16 protein-coding genes are annotated in these 21,129 nt (G+C 67.0%); 13 read left to right on the top strand and 3 right to left on the bottom strand.

Annotated features, from left to right (window positions below; all coding sequences use genetic code 11):
• The first annotated feature begins 27 nt into the window (after positions 1-27).
• Positions 28-1,506 carry a wax ester/triacylglycerol synthase family O-acyltransferase gene (locus tag VGK20_10700; GenBank protein ID HEY2774502.1) on the top strand — a complete coding sequence of 493 codons (1,479 nt, stop codon included), beginning with the start codon at positions 28-30 and terminating at the stop codon, positions 1,504-1,506.
• 167 nt (positions 1,507-1,673) lie between these two features.
• Entirely contained in the window at positions 1,674-2,402 is a 729-nt protein-coding gene (locus VGK20_10695; protein ID HEY2774501.1) for a metallophosphoesterase family protein, read from the top strand.
• An 11-nt stretch (positions 2,403-2,413) separates the two neighbouring features.
• On the opposite strand, the gene VGK20_10690 is transcribed toward VGK20_10695, so the two are convergent.
• Complete coding sequence (locus tag VGK20_10690; protein ID HEY2774500.1) at positions 2,414-3,700, bottom strand: S1 RNA-binding domain-containing protein; 1,287 nt, start codon at positions 3,698-3,700, stop codon at positions 2,414-2,416.
• A gap of 123 nt (positions 3,701-3,823) precedes the next feature.
• Here VGK20_10690 and VGK20_10685 point away from each other — a divergent pair, with 123 nt between their 5' ends.
• The 5 genes from VGK20_10685 to VGK20_10665 all read left to right on the top strand — a co-directional run bounded on the left by VGK20_10685 (position 3,824) and on the right by VGK20_10665 (position 9,949).
• Positions 3,824-4,300 carry a thioredoxin family protein gene (locus tag VGK20_10685; GenBank protein HEY2774499.1) on the top strand — a complete coding sequence of 159 codons (477 nt, stop codon included), beginning with the start codon at positions 3,824-3,826 and terminating at the stop codon, positions 4,298-4,300.
• Between the two features lie 320 nt (positions 4,301-4,620).
• Positions 4,621-6,012 carry a circularly permuted type 2 ATP-grasp protein gene (locus VGK20_10680; protein ID HEY2774498.1) on the top strand — a complete coding sequence of 464 codons (1,392 nt, stop codon included), beginning with the start codon at positions 4,621-4,623 and terminating at the stop codon, positions 6,010-6,012.
• 2 nt (positions 6,013-6,014) lie between these two features.
• Positions 6,015-6,968, top strand: a complete 954-nt coding sequence (locus VGK20_10675) for an alpha-E domain-containing protein (protein ID HEY2774497.1) — start codon at positions 6,015-6,017, stop codon at positions 6,966-6,968.
• A gap of 359 nt (positions 6,969-7,327) precedes the next feature.
• Positions 7,328-8,659: a hypothetical protein gene (locus VGK20_10670; protein ID HEY2774496.1), complete on the top strand. Its 1,332-nt coding sequence runs from the start codon at positions 7,328-7,330 to the stop codon at positions 8,657-8,659.
• Positions 8,660-8,863: 204 nt separating this feature from the next.
• Positions 8,864-9,949 carry a hypothetical protein gene (locus VGK20_10665; GenBank protein ID HEY2774495.1) on the top strand — a complete coding sequence of 362 codons (1,086 nt, stop codon included), beginning with the start codon at positions 8,864-8,866 and terminating at the stop codon, positions 9,947-9,949.
• 86 nt (positions 9,950-10,035) lie between these two features.
• On the opposite strand, the gene VGK20_10660 is transcribed toward VGK20_10665, so the two are convergent.
• Together VGK20_10660 and VGK20_10655 are read right to left on the bottom strand one after the other, a co-directional pair.
• Complete coding sequence (locus tag VGK20_10660) at positions 10,036-11,130, bottom strand: SGNH/GDSL hydrolase family protein (GenBank protein HEY2774494.1); 1,095 nt, start codon at positions 11,128-11,130, stop codon at positions 10,036-10,038.
• Positions 11,131-11,364: 234 nt separating this feature from the next.
• Positions 11,365-12,126 (bottom strand): SDR family oxidoreductase, encoded by a 762-nt coding sequence (locus tag VGK20_10655; GenBank protein ID HEY2774493.1) that lies wholly within the window; start codon positions 12,124-12,126, stop codon positions 11,365-11,367.
• Positions 12,127-12,230: 104 nt separating this feature from the next.
• On the opposite strand from VGK20_10655, the gene VGK20_10650 reads away from it, so the two are divergent.
• The 6 genes from VGK20_10650 to VGK20_10625 all read left to right on the top strand — a co-directional run bounded on the left by VGK20_10650 (position 12,231) and on the right by VGK20_10625 (position 21,120).
• Positions 12,231-12,698, top strand: coding sequence for a PaaI family thioesterase (locus VGK20_10650; GenBank protein ID HEY2774492.1), 468 nt, complete (start codon positions 12,231-12,233; stop codon positions 12,696-12,698).
• 195 nt (positions 12,699-12,893) lie between these two features.
• A complete protein-coding gene (locus tag VGK20_10645; GenBank protein HEY2774491.1) occupies positions 12,894-14,237 on the top strand; it encodes a glycine--tRNA ligase in 1,344 nt (447 codons plus the stop codon).
• A 203-nt stretch (positions 14,238-14,440) separates the two neighbouring features.
• Positions 14,441-17,155, top strand: a complete 2,715-nt coding sequence (gene ppdK, locus VGK20_10640) for a pyruvate, phosphate dikinase (GenBank protein HEY2774490.1) — start codon at positions 14,441-14,443, stop codon at positions 17,153-17,155.
• Entirely contained in the window at positions 17,152-18,027 is an 876-nt protein-coding gene (aroE, locus tag VGK20_10635) for a shikimate dehydrogenase (protein HEY2774489.1), read from the top strand. The genes ppdK and aroE overlap by 4 nt, the downstream gene beginning before the upstream one ends.
• A 120-nt stretch (positions 18,028-18,147) precedes the next feature.
• Positions 18,148-19,170, top strand: coding sequence for an NADP-dependent oxidoreductase (locus VGK20_10630; GenBank protein ID HEY2774488.1), 1,023 nt, complete (start codon positions 18,148-18,150; stop codon positions 19,168-19,170).
• 126 nt (positions 19,171-19,296) lie between these two features.
• Entirely contained in the window at positions 19,297-21,120 is a 1,824-nt protein-coding gene (locus VGK20_10625; GenBank protein HEY2774487.1) for a trypsin-like serine protease, read from the top strand.
• The last annotated feature ends 9 nt before the right edge of the window (positions 21,121-21,129 follow it).

Genomic DNA, 21,129 nt, shown 5'->3' with positions numbered 1-21,129 from the left:
TTGTCGACACACTCACAGGAGGATGTGGTGGAATCTAATTTCGAGCGGCTCAGCGCTCTGGACAGTTTTTTCCTGGATTCCGAGCACGACGACACGCCGATGCACATCGGTGCCGTCTGCATTTTCGAAGACCCGCAGCCGGGGGACCGCCGGCTCACGTTGAGAAGGCTTCGTGGACACGTCGAGGCCCGCCTGTCGCTGATTCCTCGCTACCGCCAGCGCCTGATGCGCGTGCCGCTGGAAGGTCACCCCGTGTGGGTGGACAGCGACGATTTCCGCATCTCCGATCACGTGCGCGCAGTCGCGCTGCCTTCGCCCGCTTCGCCCGGCCACCTCGAGGAGACCGTGTCGTGGATCCTCTCCCAGCCTCTTTGCCGCACGCGGCCGCTGTGGGAAATCTGGCTCATCGAAGGCCTGCCCGGCGGCGGCTTCGCTCTCGCCTGCAAGACTCACCACTGCCTCGCCGACGGCCTCGGCGGCGCCGCCCTGCTTTGCGCGATCCTCGGCAACCAGCCGTTCTCGATTCCCGAGACCCCGCGCGCGTGGCGCCCGAGGCCGGCCCCGTCGCGCATGGAGTTGCTCGCGTCCGCGCTGCGCACGCGCGCGCAGGACGCCGCGACACTGGCGGCGACCAGCGCGACGAGCATGCTCTCCAACCCTCGCAGCATGATCGACGGCGCGGGCGGCGTGGCATCGGCCGTGCGCTCGGTGGCCGAGGCGGCGTGGAACCCGCCGGCAGCAACGCCGTTCGACCACCCGACCGGCACCAACCGCCGCTTCCTGTGGTGGTCGATCTCGCTTGATGACGTCAAGCGCATCGGACGCCGCCTCGGAGGAACCGTCAACGACGTCGCGCTGACGCTGGTCAGCGAAGCGTTCGCGCAGACTTCCGCGGGTCCCGCCGCGGGACGCACGCTTCGCGTCTACTGCCCCGTCGGCTCGACGGCGTGCGTCTCGACGCTGACGCTCGGCAACCGCGTCTCGGGCATGATGGTGGATCTTCCGCTCGAGCAGCTCGACCTGCAGACGCGCTGGGAGCGGGTGATCGCCGCGTCGCGCGAAGGCAAGGCGTCGGGCTCGGTGCAGGGAGCGTTCCTGCTGGCGAGCGTCGCCAACAGCCTCTCGCCGTCGCTGCTCTCGCGCATCGAAGCGATGACCGGCGGAACGCAAGTGTTCAACCTGATCCTGACCAACGTACCGGGACCGTCGATGCCGCTGTACCTGTTCGAGCATCGCATGACGGCGGTGTGCCCGCTGGTTCCGCTGTTCCGCGGCCAGGGGCTCGGCATCGCGATCTTCAGCTACGCCCGCACGCTGACGTGGGGATTCCACGTCGACGCGAGCCGCATGGATGCCGCCCGCCAGCTCCGCACGGCCCTGGCTGCCGCGGTCCTCAAGCTTGCACGCCTGTCGGATGCCGCCGTCACGTCGGCCGGCCAGGAAAAAGCCCCGGCCATGCTGCGGGTGGCCACGCTCGAGCGCGAAGTACTCGCCAGCGCAGGATGAACGTGCGGGTGCCGCCTTCGGGCGGCACCCGCACGTTCAGGTTCCCGCCCCTCGGGCTGGACCCACCGGGCGCTCCCCGCCCGCCGGGCCGGGCCCCTTCATTCAGGTCGACATTCGGCCCACAGGGCCGGTATAGTGCCAGCCGGCTGCTGGGGACGCGGCCGTCCATGCGTGTCGCGCTGATCTCGGACCTCCACGGAAACCAGGTTTCCCTTTCCGCCGTTCTCGAAGATATCGACCGGCGTGGGGTCGACGAGGTCGTCTGCCTCGGCGACGTGGCGACGCTCGGCGCGCGTCCGAACGACGTCCTCGAGACGCTGGCCGCACGTGGCATCCGCTGCATCCTCGGCAACCACGATGCGTTCATGATCGACGAGGAGCTGATCCGCACCTACACCGAGGTGCCGATCGTCGTCGAAGCCGTCGACTGGTGCCGTGACCAGCTTTCCCAGGACGAGGTTTCCTACCTCGCCAAATTCCAGGCGAGCCTTCGCATCGACCTCGGGCCCAACACGAGCGCCCTGCTGTTCCACGGCTCGCCGCGCTCCCACATGGAAGACCTGCTCGCGACCACCGACGCCAGTGACCTCGACGAAGCGCTTGGAGACGCATCCGCCACCGTGATGGCCGGCGGGCACACGCACCTCCAGTTGCTGCGCCAGCACCGCGGCAACCTGCTCGTCAATCCCGGAAGCGTCGGCATGCCGTTTCGCGAGTTCCCCAACGGCTGCACGCCGAAGATCCTTCCGTTCGCCGAATACGCGGTCATCGAAGCGAACGGCGACGCCGTCGAGGTGCACCTTCGCCGCGTCGGCGTCGACAAGCACCTGCTCTACAAGCAGGCGGCGGGCTGTCCGAACCCGATCTGCCGTTCGCTCGAGCTGCAGTACTCCTGAAACCGCGCGCGCTACTTGCCGCGCGCTTTCTCCAATAGATCGGCGAACGTTCCGAGGGATCCCGAGCCGCGGTGGGCCTGCATCACCTGCTGCTGCTCGCGCTTTTCGGCCTCGAGCTCGGCCGAGCGTGCCTTGCCGGCTTCCTCGACCATCGAAAGACCGAGGCGCCGCGCCTCGACGTCTACCGCGAGCACCGTCACCTCGACGTCCTGTCCGACCGACAGCGCCTGGCGCGCGTGGTTGAGGCGCCGTTCGAGCGCGATTTTCGAGATGTGCACGAGGCCCTCGACGCCGGGCTCCACCTGCACGAAAGCACCGAACGACTCGAGCCTCGTGACGCTGCCCCGGATCGTCGTGCCGGCGGGAAATCGCGACGCGAGCGTGCTCCACGGGTCTTCGGCCAGCGCGCGCAGCGAAAGTCCGATCGTCGCTCGTCCCTTCGCGTCGGTCTCGCCGACCTTGATCACCTGCACGCGCACGCGCTGTCCGAGCTCGAGCAGCTCGGAAGGATCCTTGACGCGTGACCACGCCATCTCGCTCACGTGGATCATCCCGTCGACGCCGCCGAGATCGACGAAGGCACCGAAGTCGCGCAAGGAGCGCACCGTGCCTTCGAGCACGGCGCCGACGTGGATCTGCTGCCACGTCTTTGCTGCCTCCTCGGCGGCCTGCTCTTCGAGCAGGTCGCGGCGCGAGACGACGACGTTGCGACCGTCGTTCTCGACCTTGAGCACGCGAAACGCGAAACGCTTGCCAACGTAGTCGGAGGCCGCGGCGCGCTCGGCCGTGCGGCGCAGGTCGATCTGGGAGCCGGGGCAGAACGCGCGCACGCTGCCGAACAGCACCTCGAAGCCGCCCTTGGTTTCCGCGGTGACCAGCCCTTCGACCGGTACGGCGAGCTCGAGGGCCTGCTCGAGCTCGGCCGCCGCGTGGCCGGTGCGGCCGAGCATCCGCGTCAGCACCGCGCTTCCGGAGCGGCCGCCGTCGTCGATCACCGTCGCCTGGATGACGTCGCCCACGGCGACGCGAAGCTCACCGCTCGCGGGATCGCGAAATTCGGCCAGATCGATCGCGCCCTCGGCCTTGTCTCCTGCGGAGACGAAGACACTCGATTGGCCGATGGCGAGCACGCGGCACGAGATGAGGTCGCCGGCCTTGATGCGAGCCGCCGGCTGCGCCTGCGACTTCCTGTCCTGGCTCGCTTCGAACAGCGCCGCGAAGCTTTCACCGTCACCCTCGCCGGGCGCGGACGGCAGCGGTCTTCTCGAAGGCCTGGACGGGACGGAACGATCACTCATCGGCACGACTCCAGAGGCGCAGTTTCCAGAGGACGCCGTGTTTACTCAATCGCCCGCCTCGGCCACAGTCGCCCACCGGCGCGGCCGCCACAGGCGCCTGCCCCGCAAGGGAGAAAACATCCGATGCTCTCGCGCTTCCGTATTCGAACGCTCGCCCTGGCGCTCGGCGCCGCCGCGCTGCTTGCGATCCCTGCCTTGTCACTCGCCGGGGGCGACTGGAACGACTCCGCAGTGAGCTGGAAGAAGTACGACGAAGGGCTGGCCGAGGCGAAGAGCTCGAACAAGCCGGTCTGCCTGATCTTCTACACCGACTGGTGTCCCCACTGCGCGAATTACAGCAAGGTCTTCCATGACCCGGCAGTGGTCGATCTTTCGAAGAAGTTCGTGATGATCCGCATCAACAAGGACCAGGACGCCGCCAACAGCGCGAAATTCGCGCCGGACGGCGAATACATCCCGCGCACGTTCTTCCTCAAGCCCGACGGCACGCTGCTGAAGGACGTCACCGAGCAGCGCGACCAGTACCGCTACTTCTACAGCGAGACCGACCCGGCCTCGGTGATGCGCTCGATGAAAACGGTGCTCGCGCTGACGTTCTGACGCGGAACACCCGGGACGGGGTACGGATTTCCGCGAAAGGCGCTTCGCCGCCGGAGCACGGAGGTGGAATCCGTTCCAGTCCCGGATTTTCGCCCCGAATTTGTGCGCCGCATTTTCGGCGCACAGCAATGCGGCACTGCCTGCCCGGTGGGCAGCCGGCTCGCTGCCGGATCCACGGACAGCTGATTTTCCGGTGCGGTAGCGCGCACGCGACGCTGGCACGCCACGTGCTCAGCGGGGTGAGGACCATGTACGACGACGCGCCCGCCGCGGCGCTGCCACAGTCCGGCGACCCGAGTCGCCCGGCAGCTTACGACGAGATGTACGACGGCAGCTCGGTGCGCGCCGCCTACGACGGCATTTCCGCGTGGCTCGGCCAGACCACTCCCGAGGACCGGCGCCTGAAGGCCCGCGAGGCCGAAGTGCTGTTTCGCCGCATCGGCATCACCTTCGCCGTCTACAACGAAGGCGGCGACCCGGAGCGGCTGATCCCGTTCGACATCATTCCGCGCATCCTCGACGCCGCAGCCTGGGCACTGCTCGAGCGCGGGCTGGCGCAAAGGGTCACGGCCCTCAACGCGTTCCTGCTCGACGCCTACAACGGCGGCGAGATCACGCGCGCCGGCCGCATCCCGACGAGCCTCATCGTCGGCAACCCGGGCTTCCGGCCGGAAATGCAGGGGTTCCGCCCTCCAGCCGGCGCCTACACGCACGTGTCCGGCATCGACATCGTGCGCACCGCGCCGGACCGGTTCTACGTGCTCGAGGACAATTGCCGCACGCCGTCGGGCGTCTCCTACATGCTCGAGAACCGCGAGGCGATGCTGCGGCTTTTCCCCGACCTCATCGCCGCGCACCGGATCGCGCCCATCTCGCGCTACCCCGAAGAGCTGCTCGAGACGCTGAGGGACGCCGCGCCGCCGGCCTGTCAGGGCAATCCGGTGATCGCGCTGCTGACTCCCGGCCAGTACAACAGCGCCTATTACGAGCACTCGTTTCTCGCCGACGAGATGGGCATCGAGCTGGTCGAAGGCGCCGACCTCCTGGTCGACGGCGATGTCGTCTTCATGCGCACGACGCAGGGCCCGCGCCGCGTCGACGTGCTCTACCGCCGCCTCGACGACGAATTTCTCGATCCGCTGGCGTTCCGCTCCGACTCCATGCTCGGGGTGCCGGGCCTGTTTCGAGCATACCGCGCCGGCTCGATCACGCTCGCCAACGCCGTGGGAACCGGAATCGCGGACGACAAGGGTATCTATCCGTTCGTTCCCGAGATGATCCGCTTCTATCTCGGAGAGGAACCGATCCTGTGCAACGTCCCCACGTGGCGCTGCGCCGAAGCGGACGACCGTGCGTACGTGCTCGAGCACCTGGGCGAGCTGGTCGTCAAGGAGACGCGCGGCTCGGGCGGCTACGGCATGCTGGTCGGCCCCTGCTCGACCAAGGAAGAGCGCGCGCTTTTCGCGTCGAAGCTGCGCGCGCGGCCGTGCGACTACATCGCGCAGCCGACGCTCGCGCTCTCGACGTGTCCGACGTTCGTCGAAAGCGGCATCGCCCCGCGCCACGTGGACCTGAGGCCGTTCGTGCTGTTCGGCAGCACCGTGCGAATCGTCGCCGGAGGCCTCACGCGCGTCGCGCTTCGAGAAGGCTCACTGGTCGTCAATTCGAGCCAGGGCGGCGGCACCAAAGACACCTGGGTGCTGGAGGCCTGAGCTTGCTCGCACGCACCGCCGACAGCCTGTTCTGGCTCGCCCGCTACATGGAGAGGGCCGAGAACGTCGCACGCATCCTGCAGGTCGCCTGCCGCATGGCGAGCATGTCACGCTCGATCGGCAACGGCAGCAACGAGTGGCTCTCGACCCTGGTTGCTGCCGGTTGCGAGGACGATTTCGCCGCGGTTCACGGAGACGCCGAGCCATCGGCACGCGCCGCGTTGCACTATCTTGCGCGCGATCCTTCCAACCCGTCGAGCATCTGCTCGTGCTTCGAGACCGCGCGACGCAACGCCCGCGCCGTGCGCACCGCGCTCACGGTCGACATGTGGGAGGCGCTCAACGAAACCTGGATCGGCGCCCGCTCCTTCGGCGAGCGCGATTTCGAGCCCGACCGCGTCGCCGTCTTCCTGGACTGGGTCAAGCACCGCTCCCTGCTGTTCCACGGCGCCTACGCGAACACGATGCTGCGCAACGACGCGTACTATTTCACGCAGCTCGGCACCTTCATCGAGCGTGCCGACAACACCGCGCGCATCCTCGACGTCAAGTACCACGTGCTGCTTCCCGCGGCCGATCCCGTCGGAGGCGCCCTCGACTATTACCAGTGGCAGTCGATCCTGAGGTCGGTCTCGGCGCTGCGCAGCTACCACTGGATCTATCGCGAAACACTCAAGCCGTGGCACCTGGCCGAGATGTTGATCCTCAGGCCCGAGATGCCGCGCTCGCTTCGCTCCTGCTACGCGCAAATCACGCGCTATCTCGGCCTGGTCGCCGAAACGTACGACAACCGCCGCGGCGAATGCCACCGCCTGGCCGGCGAGATCGACGCCAGGCTGCGGGTCGGGCGCATCGAGGATGTCTTCCAATGCGGCCTGCACGAGTTCCTGACCGAGATCATCGACGACACCGCGGTGCTCGGCCAAAACATCGCGGAGTTTTACCTCGTCTCGTGATGGCGGCGCCGCCGATTGCCGCAAGTTCGGCCGCGACGAGTTTCGCGTCGCCGCAAGGCGGCGAATCTGCGAGGACGACGAGTATTTCCGCATGATCCAGGAGCGCTGGTCGGCGGCCCTTCGCGAATCCTTCTGCAGCATTCCGAACCCGCAGTGGACGCGGAACTGATCGGGGGCGAACGGATCCGTCGAAAAACTCCGGCGTCGCATCAACGGCGCCGACTCGTTAAAAGGCGACTTGTGCCGCAGGTCGCGCCGGGGAGGCGCTGCCCCGCGGCCGCCGGTGCTTCGGCCCCGCGAGCGGGCCGTTACCGAGTGTGCAGCTGCGCGGATGCGCAAATTGCCGAGGGGATGATCGCATGATCGGACAACGGGCGAGCGCCACGCCTGACGTCGAGACTTCGGTCGCCGGCTGGGAGCGCGCGGCGATGGAGGCCGCGAGCAATTCCGGCCACGAAATCGCGCTCGGTTTTTTCCGGCGGGCGCTGGCCCTCGTCGTGCAGCTTCCCGACAGCCGCGAACGCGACCGCCGCGAAATCGCGCTGCGGCTCGGAATGGGGTCCTCGCTCGTCGAGGTCGGCGGCTTCGGCCATCCCGAAATCCACGAAGTGATGACCCGCGCCAGGGAGCTTTGCGATCGCGTCGGCGATTCGCGGCAGCTTGGCCAGGTGCTCGGCTGCATGGCCAACGGGTGCATCAACCGCGCCGAGCTCGAGCAGGGAACCGGACTGGCCGTGCAGTCGCTCGAGATCGGTCGCGTCATCGGCTCCGACATCCTGCTGATCAACGGCGAGCTTCTGATCGGAATGGCCGAGTACTACCGCGGGAATTTCCGCCGCTCGCTCGAGCATCGCCAGAAAGCGATGTCGATGTATCGTGCGTCGCTCGATCCGGCGCGGCGAGGCGCGGTGCCCCACGGCCGCGTCGAAACCGGCCGCGTCGACATCGAGGTCGCCAGCTGCCTCATGGCGTGCAGCCTGTGGATGCTCGGCTATCCCGACCGTGCGATCCAGGTCGCCCGCGACGCCGTCGCGCTCGCACGCACGCTCGGTCATCCGTTCAGCCTGGCCTTCGCGCTTTTCTGCGAAACTGTCGTGCACTCGCTGCGACGCGACAACGCTTCCCAGCGCGAATCGGCCCGCCAGCTCATCGAAGCTGCCGAACCGCACGGAAACACGCTGTTCCGTAGCATCGGCGAAACGTTCGTCGCCGCCGCCGATCGCGACGCCGGGGCGCCGCGTCGCATGTACGAAAGCCTGTCGCGGGCGATGGAAACGCGCACTCTCGGAAGCGCGCCGCAGATGATTGCCCTGGTTGCCGACGTGCAGCTTTCGCTGCGGCGCCGGCGCCAGGCCCTCGAAAAAATCGAGCTCGCGCTCGATCTGGCCGAGCAGACCGGGCAGCACTTCTGGGACGCCGAGCTGTGGCGACTGAGGGGCGCCTGTGTGCTGAGCGACGCGTCGTCTCTGCGCGGAGCGGCCGCGATGCAGCAAGCCGAAGACTGCTTCCGCCGTGCGATCGAGATTGCACGTGCGCAGGAAGCCAGGTCGTGGGAGCTGCGGGCGGCGACGAGCCTCGCCGTCGTGCTGCGGCGCCGCGGCCGAGACGACCCCGGTCTTCGCAGCGTGCTCGAATGGTTCAGCGAAGGGATGGAGACGGCCGATTTACGGGACGCACGCGCCCTCGCGTGACTGGACACACGCGCGCTCGCGAGACGCGACGCACGCGCCCTCGCGGGACGGCGGGACGGCGGAGCGTCTGCAGTCTGTTTGCGATCCGTCCGCGATCCGCTTGCGACGGTGTACGCGGTTGCATGCATGCGTCGCGACCTCGAACTGGCCGCGCCGTGTGCGCGCGTCGTTGACGCAGCCTTGCCGCACGCCTATTTCCCGCCAATGGCACGCGCGGCGGCAGTAAGCGCCCCTTCCGGTCCGTGGATCGTCGGACGACGCTACGACCAGCTCTTCCTGTGGGCGGCCTGGTGCGTTCCCCTAGCGCTATGGGCCGTCGCCGTGTCGATTCCCTACGGCCTGCTGGTCGCGCTCGTCGTCTTCGTGCTGCTCGACAACTCCCACCAGGTGGCGACGCTGCCGCTGACGATCTTCGATCCTTCAACGATGAAAACATCGGCGCCCGTCTATCTCGGCGGCGCCGCCGCGATCGGTGCAACGGCGATCGCGATCGCAATGTTCCCCGGCACGTTCGCCGCGCAGCTCTGGGCCAGCCTCGTGATCTACTGGGGCGCCTGGCACATCATCCGCCAGCACTACGGCTTCCTGCGTCTGTACCAGGCGCGCGACAAGCCGTCGGACGCGAACCTGGCGCGCGCCGAGGTCTACGCGCTCTACAGCGGCGCATCGTTCCCGTACTTCATGAACCTGTCGCACGGGTGGGCCGCGGCCGAAGGAATCGGAAAGCTGCTATACGCCGTGCCGGTTCCGAAGTGGTCGCCGTGGGTGGTGCTCGCGATATTCGCCCTGTCGTTCGGCTACGTCCTCGTCGATGCGCTGCGGCGTGCAATCGCAGGGAAGCCGGCCGTCACGATCCGCCTGGTGCACGTGCTGCTCGTCGTCAGCAATTTCTGGATCGGGCTGCTGTGGGCCGGGCGCGAGAACATCATCCTGGCCGTGCTGTTCATCACGAGCTACCACGATCTCCAGTACCATGCGGTAGTCTGGCACGTGGGTCGCAAGCGCTCCACTTCAGCGTCGGAGCCAGTGCGACCGGCGGTAAAGCGGATCTTCGGGTCCCTCGCGATCTTCACCGCGGCGATCGTCGTCGGAGCGTTGCTGCAGGCGTTCCTGCGCAACGATTTCCAGCTTGCCGGCTCGCTGCTGCCGCAGTCGCCGGTGACCGGCGCGCTGTTCGGCCTGGTCACGAGCTACAGCTACATGCACTACTACTTCGACGGCAAGATGTGGAAGCTCAGCCGCGACGCGCGGCTTCGCGCCGAGCTCGGGCTGGGCTCCGGCGGGCGCTGACTGGGGACAGAGTGGGGACAGGCACCAGCGCGCATCTCTCATGCGCCAGCGTCGGGATGATGCGCGCTGGTCCTGCCCCCGACCTGCTACGGCGCGGGCGGATTGAACTTCGAGATCGCCCAGCCCATGCGCTCGTGGCCGAACTTGCGGTAAATGTTGTTGTGCCCGTGGGCGAGCCGCGTGTCGCTGAAGCGCGGCGGACCCGAACCGGTGGCCGAGCCTCCGAGGGGGCCCAGGTCGATCGTGCCGTCCTCGAACGTCGGGTGCACGTCGTCCGACTGGATGTAGTCGAAGCTTCGCGTCGCGCTGACGAAGTGCATGTTCGCATCGCGGATCGTCGGCCTCAGCGTCGTGCCGAGACGCGTGACGTAGGCATCCTCCGATTCTCCCGACTTGTAGCGCAGCGCCCGCGAGTCGATCTTGCCGTCCCCGTTGGAATCGTAGTCCGAGCCCATGAACTGCGCGAAGGTATCGGCGCACGCAAAACCGTTCGTCTCGGCCGTGTGGCAGGCTCTCCAGTTCATCCTGAGCAGGATCGGCAGGAACACGTCCTGGAGATTCGGATGCGTGCCGGTCGTCGAATCGATGCAGTCGGCGTTCTGGTTGTCTTGGTCGTAGCCGGGATAGTACAGGTTCGAGATGATCTTCTTTTCCACGCCCGCTGCGGCATGCGCGTTGATGAACGTCATCGCCTGGGACTGGTACGTCGTGCAGTGAGACAGCGCGGTCTGCAGCGGGGTGTAGTCGCAGGTACCGCTCTGGCTGCGGAAACTGCTGCGCGCCTGCAGCCCGTCGTTGCCGCACATCTCGAACTCGACGATGCGCGTGCTGGCGTCTTCCATGTACGACGCATCGTCGACGATCTTGCTGTTGTAGATATCCTTCGCCTTGGCCCCCGACTTGCAGCGACGGATCACCTCGATGTCGCTCGTCCATTTCGACGACGCGTATTCGCTGTCGACGTTCGGCGCCGACCAGATCGCGACCGACGAGATCGAGCCGTGATAGCCCGCGAAGATCGAGTCGCCATAAGCGACGACGCGGAATTTCGCCGTCGAATCGGGCCGGTCGATCGTCCACGAGACGTTCTGCGCGATCGTGCTGGCCGCGGCGGGCACCGCCGCCGAAAAGGCGACCGCGACGAGGGCGGATTCGGCAACACGGCGAAACTTCAGGGTCATCGGCATACCTCCGGCATCGGATCGGCTCCGACTATCGGGCGATTGCGGCGAGGACTCAATGGCCTTCGCGTGAAGAATTTCCCGTTCGGGGCGCGCAAGTGGCCTGCGCCCGAGACGGGCGACCCGTGTGCGGGTTCACACTGGTTCCCGGTCGAGGCGTGCGCGGCAGCGCGATCGCTGCACGCCTCCGAAGGCGCCGGCCGCGCGCATCTCGTGCGCGAGGCCGTTGCCGGTTCATCCGACCTTCTGGAACCCGACGAGGCCGCCGCCGTCGATGACCATCGTATTGCCGGTCATCCAGCCGCTTCGAACGTCGTCCGCGAGGAAAAGTGCCGCCTCCGCGATGTCTTCCGGCTCGCCGAGGCGACGCAGCGGATAGGCCTTTGCCACCTGCTCCCCGCGGCCTTCGGCCCACAGCGCGTGCGCGAAATCGGTCTTGATCAGTCCCGGTGCGATCGCGTTGACGCGCGTCTTCGGGCCGAGCTCGGCGGCGAGCTGCTTGGTCAGGTGGATCAGTGCCGCCTTGGTGACGTCATAGACGCCGAGAATCGGATTGGTCGCAAGCCCGCCGACGCTCGAGATGTTGATGATCGAGCCACCGCGCTCCTTCATGCGCGCGCGCCACGCAAGCTGGATCCAAACCAGCGGAGCAGTGAGGTTGGTGTCGAGCGTCTTGTTCCAGCGCGGAATGTCGACGTCGATCGTCGGGCCTGCATACGGGTTGGTCGCCGCGTTGTTGACGAGGATGTCGAGGCCGCCGAGGCGCGAAAGCGTGGCCTGGATGACGCGCTCCGCATCCTCGGGCCTGCCGACGTGGCCGGCTTCGAACTGGACTGCGTGGCCGATCTCGGCCGCCGTCTTCTCGCAACTCTCGGCGTTGCGCGACGTGATCATGACTTTCGCGCCGGCTCCCGCCAGCGCCGCCGCGATGCCCTTGCCGATCCCGCGCGACCCGCCGGTCACGAGGGCTACCTTGCCGTCCAGAGACTTGCCCATGCCGCGCTTTGAGCAGGAGCCGCGGGCGGAGTCGACCGTCCGCCAGGGCCCGGCCTCCGCCGCAGCGCTCGTGTTTTCCCGTCCCGTCGCTATGGTCGCGCGCCATGAGTGACGACACTACGAGCCTTGCCCCGCGCGCCGAACGCTTTGCACCGCTCAGCGCCGAACGCGCCGAGCGTTTCGCCGGCTTCGCGCCGGGCCGCCCCGAATACTTTCCCGGCATGGTCGGAATCGTGCTCGAGGAAGTGCGCACCGATTACGCGCGCATGCGCCTGCCGTTTCGCAGCCAGCTCAACCAGCCGGCCGGCGTCGTGCACGGCGGCGCGACGGCAACGCTGATCGACACCGTCGTCGTGCCCGCCATCGCCAGCGCCTACGAAGAGCCGCACCGATTCCTCACGATCGACATGCAGGTGCAGTACCTCGGTGCGATCGTCGGCGAGGACGCCGTGGCCGAAGGATGGATCACCAAGCGCGGAAGATCGACGGTGTTCTGTCGCGCGGAAGTGCGGACGGCAAAAGCGGGCGTCGTCGCGACGGGAACGCTCGTTTACAAGGTGTCGAAAGCCTGACGCGGGACAAAAGGCGATGGCGCCGTGAACGGTGGGTTGCCGCTGCGCCGGACGGCAGCCGGGATGCGCGTTTTGGTCTTGGCCCCAGCCGCGCTATACACGGCGATTCCCCTGCATTCCGGCAGCGGGAAAGCAGGAGAGCCCGTGGCCGAATCCGCCCAGAGCCAGTCCCCCGCCGCCGCGTCGGTCGTGACGATGGAAAAAGTCGTCAACCTCTGCAAGCGCAGGGGCTTCGTGTTCCAGTCTTCCGAGATCTACGGAGGACTTTCGAGCTGCTACGACTACGGCCCCCTCGGCATCGAGCTCAAGCGCAACGTCAAGGAAGCCTGGTGGCGCGATACCATCAGCTCCCGGCCCGACGTCGTCGGCCTCGACTGCTCGATCCTGATGCATCCGCGTACCTGGGAAGCATCGGGCCACATCGCGAACTTCTCGGACCCGATGGTCGACTGCAAGCTCTGCAAGGCGCGCTTTCGCGCCGACCACCTCGAGCACGCGCGCTGCCCGAAGAAGCCGAGCCTGAAGCCCGGGGAATGCGAAGGTGAGCTGACCGAGCCGCGCAGCTTCAACCTGATGTTCAAGACGCACATGGGACCGATGGAGGACTCGGCCGCCGTCGTCTACCTGCGACCGGAGACGGCCCAGGGAATCTTCGTCAACTTCATCAACGTCGTGAACTCGTCGCGACTGCGCCCGCCGTTCGGCATCGGGCAGATGGGCAAGAGCTTCCGCAACGAGATCACGCCGGCCAACTTCCTGTTCCGCACTCGCGAGTTCGAGCAGATGGAGCTCGAGTTCTTCGTGCCGCCCGGCAGCGACGACGGCTGGTTCGCATACTGGCGCCAGCGGCGCCTGCAATGGTACATGGATTACGGCATTCGTCCCGGGCGCCTTCGCCTTCGCGACCATGCCTCCGACGAGCTCGCGCACTACGCCAAGGGGTGCTCCGACGTCGAATACGAGTTCCCGATCGGCTGGCAGGAGCTCGAGGGCATCGCCAACCGCACCGATTACGACCTCAAGCAGCACATCGAGTACTCGGGCAAGGACCTGTCGTTCTTCGACGACCAGACCAAGGAGCGGTTCGTTCCCTTCGTGATCGAGCCGTCGGCGGGCGCCGACCGCGGAACGCTCGCGTTCCTCGTCGACTCGTACGACGAGGACGGCCCCGAGAACGACCGCCGCACGGTGCTGCGCCTGCATCCGGCGCTGGCGCCGGTCAAGGTCGCCGTGCTGCCGCTGATGAAACGCGACGGCATGGACGCCAAGGCGATGGAAATCGTCGAGATGCTGCGCCCGTACTTTGCAGTCTCCTACGACCAGGCCGGGTCGATCGGACGGCGCTACCGCCGCCAGGACGAAGCGGGCACTCCGCTCGGCGTCACCGTCGACTACGACACGATGAAGGACCAGACCGTCACGCTGCGCGACCGCGACACGATGGAGCAGGAGCGCGTGCGCATCGACGACCTGTTCGACATCGTACGAAAACGAGTAGCTCCGCCGGTATACCGCGGCCCCCTCGCGCCCGCGGCCTGAAGTTCCCCGGCGGCCCACTGGCCGCCTTCACGAGATTTTCGAGCGCTCACCAAGCAAGGAAGCATCCCGTCATGGCCACCACGAACACGAAGAAGACTGCGTCCAACACGACGAAGAAGCTGATGCGCGGCGCCACCACTGCCAAAGCGGTGTCGGCAAAAGCCGCCCCCGCCGTCCAGCAGAAGAAGCCTGCAGACAGGACCATCCCCGGCAGGCTCGTCTACTTCTTCGGCGACAAGGGATCCGAAGGCGACGCGACGATGAAGAACCTGCTCGGCGGCAAGGGTGCGAACCTCGCCGAGATGGCCGGCATCGGCCTTCCGGTTCCTCCGGGCTTCACGATCACGACCGAAGTGTGCGCGGCCTACGACGCGAAGACAGGCAGCTACCCGAAGCCCCTTTCGGCCCAGGTCGACGCCGCGCTCGCGCGCCTCGAGAAAGCGATGGCCAGGAAGTTCGGCGACGCGGCCAATCCCCTGCTCGTCTCGGTGCGCTCCGGCGCGCGCGCATCCATGCCGGGCATGATGGACACGGTGCTGAATCTCGGCCTCACCGACGCGACGGTGGAGGGCCTCGCGAAGAGGTCCGGCAACGAGCGCTTCGCATGGGACAGTTACCGCCGCTTCGTGCAGATGTACGGCGACGTCGTGATGGGGCTCAAGCCCGAATCTTCCAAGGAGGCCGATCCGTTCGAGGCCATCATCGAAGCCAAGAAGAAGAAGCTCGGCGTGCACCTCGACACCGACCTTAAAACGCAGCACCTGAAGGAGCTGGTCGCCGAGTTCAAGGCCGCCGTCAAGAAGAAGGCCGGCCGCGCGTTTCCGACCGATCCGAAGGAGCAGCTGTGGGGCGCCATCGGCGCGGTGTTCCGCTCGTGGACGAACGAGCGCGCTACGGTCTACCGCAAGCTCAACAACATTCCCGAGTCGTGGGGTACCGCCGTCAACGTGCAGTCGATGGTGTTCGGCAACATGGGCGACAGCAGCGCCACCGGCGTCGCGTTCACGCGCGATCCCGGCACCGGCGAGCGCCGTTTTTTCGGCGAATTCCTCGTCAACGCCCAGGGCGAAGACGTCGTGGCCGGCATCCGCACGCCGCAGCAGATCACGAAGATCGCCTCGCGCGAATGGGCAAAGCAGAACGGCAAGTCCGAGAAAGACCGCGCGTCGCGCTTTCCGTCGCTCGAGGAAGTGATGCCGGGCTGCAACCGCCAGCTTCTCGAGGTGGCGGCGCGGCTGGAGAAGCACTACCGCGACATGCAGGACCTCGAGTTCACGATCGAGGACGGGCGCCTGTGGATGCTGCAGACTCGCAACGGAAAGCGCACGGCCAACGCCGCAGTGCGCATCGCGGTCGAAATGGAAAAAGAAGGGCTGATCGACAGGAACACGGCGGTGCTTCGCGTCGCGCCCGAACAGATCGACCAGCTCCTGCATCCGAACATCGATCCGAAGGCGCCCAAGACGCTGCTCGCCAAGGGCCTCGGCGCCTCGCCCGGCGCCGCTTCCGGCCAGGTGGTGTTCTCGGCGGAAGAGGCGGTTTCCGCCAAGGCCGACGGCAAGAAGACGATCCTCGTGCGCAACGAGACTTCGCCCGAGGACATCGCCGGCATGAACGCCGCCGAAGGAATCCTCACCGCCAAGGGCGGTCGCACCTCCCACGCGGCCGTCGTCGCCCGCGGCATGGGCAAGTGCTGCGTCGTCGGCTGCGAAGAGCTGCGCATCGACTACAAGGCCGGCTCGATGAAAGCCGGCGACAAGACGCTGAAGGAAGGCGACTGGATCACGCTGGACGGCGCGACCGGTGCCATTTATGCGGGCCAGGTGCCGACGACGCAGGCCAAGGTGTCGGGAGATTTCGGCAAGTTGATGGGCTGGGCCGACAAGGCGCGTCGCCTTCGCGTGCGCAGCAACGCCGACACGCCGCACGACGCCGAGGTCGCGCGCGGATTCGGCGCCGAGGGCATCGGCCTTTGCCGCACCGAGCACATGTTCTTCGAGGGCAACCGCATCGATGCCGTTCGCGAGATGATCCTCGCGACGACGCTCGAAGCCCGCGAGAAGGCGCTGGCGAAGCTGCTGCCGTACCAGCGCAAGGACTTCGCCGGGATCTTCAAGGCCATGAACGGGCTGCCGGTGACGGTGCGCCTGCTCGACCCGCCGCTGCACGAGTTCCTGCCGCACAGCGATGCCGAATATGCCGATCTCGCAAAGAAGACCGGCCTCAAGAAGGCCGCGCTCGAGCAGACCGGCGAGGCGCTGCACGAGTTCAACCCGATGCTCGGGCATCGCGGCTGCCGCCTTGCGATCACGTACCCGGAGATCTACGCGATGCAGACGCGCGCGATCATCGAGGCTGCGGTCGAGGTCGCGGGCAAAGGCATCAAGGTGCTGCCCGAGATCATGATCCCGCTGGTCGCGACGCGTTCGGAGCTGAAGAAGCTTCGCAAGCTCGTCGTCGACACTGCCGAGGACGTGCTCGCGAAGAAGAAAAAGAAGCTCGCCTACACGGTGGGAACGATGATCGAGGTGCCGCGCGCGGCATTGACCGCAGACGAGATTGCGGCCGACGCCGACTTCTTCTCGTTCGGTACCAACGATCTGACGCAGATGGGCTTCGGTCTTTCGCGCGACGACTCGGGACGCTTCCTGCCGGCATACGTCGACAGCGGAGTGCTCGACGACGATCCTTTCGTGACGATCGACCAGGGCGGCATCGGCATGCTGATGAAGATCGCCGTCGAGAAAGGTCGCAGCGTCAAGAGCGGGCTCAAGTGCGGCATCTGTGGCGAGCACGGTGGCGACCCCCGCTCGGTGATCTTCTGCGACCGCATCGGCCTCGATTACGTGTCGTGCTCGCCGTACCGCGTGCCGGTGGCCAGGCTTGCCGCGGCCCACGCCGCGTTGTCGAAGGCGTGAGTCGCCGCTCGAAGAAAGCGATCGCGCCCGCTGCGGCCCGCGTCGAAGGCACGACGCGGGTCATCGCCATCCTCGGCCATCCCGTCGAGCATTCGCTGTCGCCGCGCATGCACAATGCCGCGTACGCGGCGCTCGGCCTCGACTACGTGTACGTGCCGCTGCGCTGCGAGCCTTCGCAGATTCGCGGCGCCGTGCGCGCGATCAGCACGCTCGGGATCGTCGGCTGCAACGTCACCGTTCCCTACAAGCAGGACGTATCGCGCCTGGTCGATCGCCTGACGCCGGCGGCCCGGGCCATCGGCGCAGTCAACACGATCTTTCGCGACGGCGACGAGATGGTCGGTGACAACACCGACGGGGAAGGATTTGCCGCGGCACTCAAGCACGGCAGTGTTCGCGTGCGTGGAGCGCGAGCGCTGGTCATCGGCGCCGGCGGCAGCGCCCGCGCAGTGCTGCACGCGCTGCGCGAAGGCGGCGCCTCGCGCGTCGTGCTGGCCAATCGCACGCGGGCAAAGGCGACGAAGCTCGCGCGCGAGTTCGGCGCCGAAGCGACCGGACTCGATGCGCTCACCAACGCAGAGCTTCTGCGCAGCTGCACGCTCGTCGTCAACTGCACGCCGGTGGGCCTCGGCGGCGGCGCGTTCCTGCGCTACGACGCCGATGCGACGTCGCCTCGCTGCGCGCACTTCGACCTTGCGTACGGGCACGGACCCACCCCTTTCCTCGAGCTGGCGCGACGCGCCGGCAGGCCGACGATCGACGGCCGGCTGATGCTCGTGTTCCAGGGTGCCGCGGCGTTTCGCCTTTTCACAGGCAAAAAAGCGCCGGTCGACGTGATGCTGGCGGCCGTCGGACTGGCGACGAGTCGCTGAAGCGGATACGTGGGGCCGGGCGCCAGTCGCTCGCTGCAGCACCATGGCAAATCGATTTACCGCGCCGCCCGCGGTTCATGCCTGAACCCGCCACGACCCACTTACGAACGGAGGAGAACCATGGCCAAGAACCGAGAGATCCACCTCAAGCGCCGCCCTGTCGGCATGCCCGTCGCAGAGGATTTCGAGCTCGTCGAGACCGAGATGCCGGAACCCGGCGACGGACAGTTCGTCGTCCGCAACGTCTGGATGACGGTCGATCCGTACATGCGCGGCCGCATGATGGATCGCAAGAGCTACGTGCCGCCGTTCCAGGTCGGGCAGGTTCTCGACGGCGGATCGGTCGGGCAGGTCGTTAAGAGCCGCAACAAGGGATTCTCCGAAGGCGAGTACGTGTGCGGTTTCGCCGCCGGCGGCTGGCGCGAATACAACCGTACCGACGGTGCAATGTTCCAGAAGGTGGACCCGAAGCTCGCGCCGCTGCAGGCTTTCCTCGGCGTGCTCGGCATGCCGGGCCTGACCGCGTACAGCAGCCTGCTGCGCATCGGAGAGCCGAAGGAAGGCGAAACGGTGTTCGTGTCGGCCGCCGCGGGCGCAGTCGGCTCCGTCGTTGCGCAGATCTCGAAGATCAAGGGCTGCCACGTCGTCGGCTCGGCGGGCTCGGACGACAAGTGCAGATGGCTGACCGACGTTGCCGGCGTCGATGCCGTCGTCAACTACCGCAAGGCGCCGAGCCTGCTGGAGGCCGTCTCCAAGGCGTGTCCGAAAGGCATCGACATTTACTACGAGAACGTCGGCGGCGAGCACCTGGAAACGGCGCTCGAGCTGATGAACAGCCGCGGCCGCCTCGTGATGTGCGGCATGATCAGCATGTACAATGCGCTGGAAACGCCGCCGGGACCGCGCAACCTGATCAACGTGATCGGCCGCAGCCTGAAGATGCAGGGCTTCATCGTCTCCGACTACATCGACATGGTGCCGCAGTTCTACGCGGACATGGGTGCGTGGATCGGCGCCGGAAAGATCAAGTGGCAGGAGACCGTGCTCGACGGAATCGCCAGCGCGCCGAAGGCTTTCCTCGGCCTGTTCAGCGGCGACAACAGCGGCAAGATGCTCGTCCGGCTGGGACCGGATCGCGCCTGACCCGGCGGCGGCACGGCAAAAGGCCCTTGCTGGGGCGACCGGGCCCGAGTTAGCCTCGGTCCGGTCGCCGCCGCTCTTCGGAGGCATGTCGCGGCGGGCAGCCGTATGTCACGGGGGACTCACGCCTTGAATCGATCGCGAACATTGCGTCTTTGCGCCGCGCTCGCAGTCGCGCTCGCGACGACGCTTGCCGCAGCCGCGCGCGCGGGCGCCGAGCAGGCAAGCTACGGCGGCCCCGGCCCGAGCATCGTCAACGGCCTGGACACCCAGGATTTTCCGACTACCGGCGCGCTCCTCTACAGCTTCAACCAGTCCGCATCGATCAACGGATCGAACGCCGGCACCCAGTGCACCGGCACGCTGATCGGCTGCCAGACGTTCATGACCGCGGCGCACTGCGTGTTCGACGATCCGGTCGCGTCGCACTACTGGGTCTACCTCCAGAACGGCGGCATCTCGCAAGTCGCTTCCGTTACCTACAACCCGTCGTACAACCCGAGTCTTTCGGGCCACGACGTCGCGATCCTCAAGCTCTCGACTCCCGTCACCGGGATCGATCCGACGACGTTCAACTCGACGCATGACCTTGCAGCGATCGGCGTGGCCGTGGACGGAGTCATCGCCGGTTTCGGCCGCACCGGCGGCAGCGGAGCAGGTACGAGCGACTACGGCATCAAGCGCTACGGCGACATCGTCACCGCGCACTGCAACACCGCCGACACCGGCGGCGAAGGCGACGACAAGCTCGTCTGCTGGGATTTCACGAGCCCGGAAGGACCGGCCGGCAGCAACTCGGACACGTGCAACGGAGATTCGGGCGGACCGCTGTTCATGAACTTCGGCGGCACGACCGAAGTCGTCGCCAATACGGTTTCGGGCACGTCCGACAGTTGCCTTCCGACCGACCACAGCTGGGATTCGGGCGTGTATTTCAATCGCACGTGGATCGGCGGCGAGCTCGGCACCGACTCCACATCCACGTGCGGCAGCATCGGAGCGGTCGGCGATGCCACCGTCAGCGTCTTCCAGAACCACGGCTCGCTGAGCTCCGCGCATCCGGGCGACAGCTTCACCGTGACGCTGGCTGGCACGCCGTCGGTCGTGCGCTTCACGCTGAACGGCACGGACAACCGCTCATTCAACCCGAACTTCTTCGTCAAGCAGGGGCCCGGCGCGAGCCCGGCGAGCTACGATTGCAAGGAAGACGGCACCAGCGTCTTCGGCGCGTGCGTAATCCCCAATCCCGCGCCCGGCGCGTGGTCGGTCTTCGTCCAGCGCGCGGCCGGCGCCGGCGACTACCAGGTGACGACGACGGCCTTCGGAACATCGGCGCCCGTCTGCGGCAACAACGTAAAAGAAAGCGGCGAGCAGTGCGACGGCAGCGACGCGGTCGCCTGCCCCGGCATGTGCAGCGTCGGCTGCGCCTGCCCCGCTCCCGTTTGCGGCAACGGTGTCAAGGAAAGCGGCGAGCAGTGCGACGGCAGCGACGCCACTGCGTGTCCGGGCCAGTGCGCCGGCGACTGCACCTGCCCTGACACGTGCAACAGCGGCGACCTGTACAGCATCCTCATCGGCTCGGACGCCGTGCGGTTCACGTACAAGGCCGACCTGAACGACGCCGCTGCATCCTATTCGGCGCTCGATCCCCGAAATGCGGACTTCTCGCTGTCGGTGAACGACGGGACCAGCACGTTGAGTTTCGACGTGCCTTCCGGCGACGCCGGATGGATACGCGCCGACCCGGTGCGCCGCAGGTACCTGTGGAAGGGAGACGGCTCTCTCGGCGGCCTGGTGCGGATCAAGCTGGTGTATCGCAGCTCCGCGACGACGCCGTACTGGCTGCTCGGCATGAAGGGTCGCAACGTGCCGGGCGGCGGCAGCCTGGACGTGAACCAGACCCTGCACTTCACGCTGGATTTCGACGGGACGTGCAACCTCGACACGTGGTGAGGCGCGGGG

This window comes from Candidatus Binatia bacterium (genome assembly GCA_036493895.1).
Taxonomy (GTDB): Bacteria; Desulfobacterota; Binatia; order UBA1149; family CAITLU01; genus DATNBU01.
The sequence above is the reverse complement of the archived record's forward strand: the minus strand, read 5'-3'. Positions and strand labels throughout refer to the sequence as shown.

Bases quoted from the DNA above. Each gene is read 5' to 3' on its own strand.
- VGK20_10645 (HEY2774491.1), top strand. From the start codon at position 12,894: ATGGAAAAAGTCGTCAACCTCTGCAAGCGCAGGGGCTTCGTGTTCCAG.
- VGK20_10655 (HEY2774493.1), bottom strand. From the start codon at position 12,126: ATGGGCAAGTCTCTGGACGGCAAGGTAGCCCTCGTGACCGGCGGGTCG.
- VGK20_10690 (HEY2774500.1), bottom strand. From the start codon at position 3,700: ATGAGTGATCGTTCCGTCCCGTCCAGGCCTTCGAGAAGACCGCTGCCG.
- VGK20_10695 (HEY2774501.1), top strand. From the start codon at position 1,674: ATGCGTGTCGCGCTGATCTCGGACCTCCACGGAAACCAGGTTTCCCTT.
- VGK20_10685 (HEY2774499.1), top strand. From the start codon at position 3,824: ATGCTCTCGCGCTTCCGTATTCGAACGCTCGCCCTGGCGCTCGGCGCC.
- VGK20_10660 (HEY2774494.1), bottom strand. From the start codon at position 11,130: ATGACCCTGAAGTTTCGCCGTGTTGCCGAATCCGCCCTCGTCGCGGTC.
- VGK20_10630 (HEY2774488.1), top strand. From the start codon at position 18,148: ATGGCCAAGAACCGAGAGATCCACCTCAAGCGCCGCCCTGTCGGCATG.
- VGK20_10650 (HEY2774492.1), top strand. From the start codon at position 12,231: ATGAGTGACGACACTACGAGCCTTGCCCCGCGCGCCGAACGCTTTGCA.
- VGK20_10665 (HEY2774495.1), top strand. From the start codon at position 8,864: ATGGCACGCGCGGCGGCAGTAAGCGCCCCTTCCGGTCCGTGGATCGTC.
- VGK20_10670 (HEY2774496.1), top strand. From the start codon at position 7,328: ATGATCGGACAACGGGCGAGCGCCACGCCTGACGTCGAGACTTCGGTC.
- VGK20_10680 (HEY2774498.1), top strand. From the start codon at position 4,621: ATGTACGACGGCAGCTCGGTGCGCGCCGCCTACGACGGCATTTCCGCG.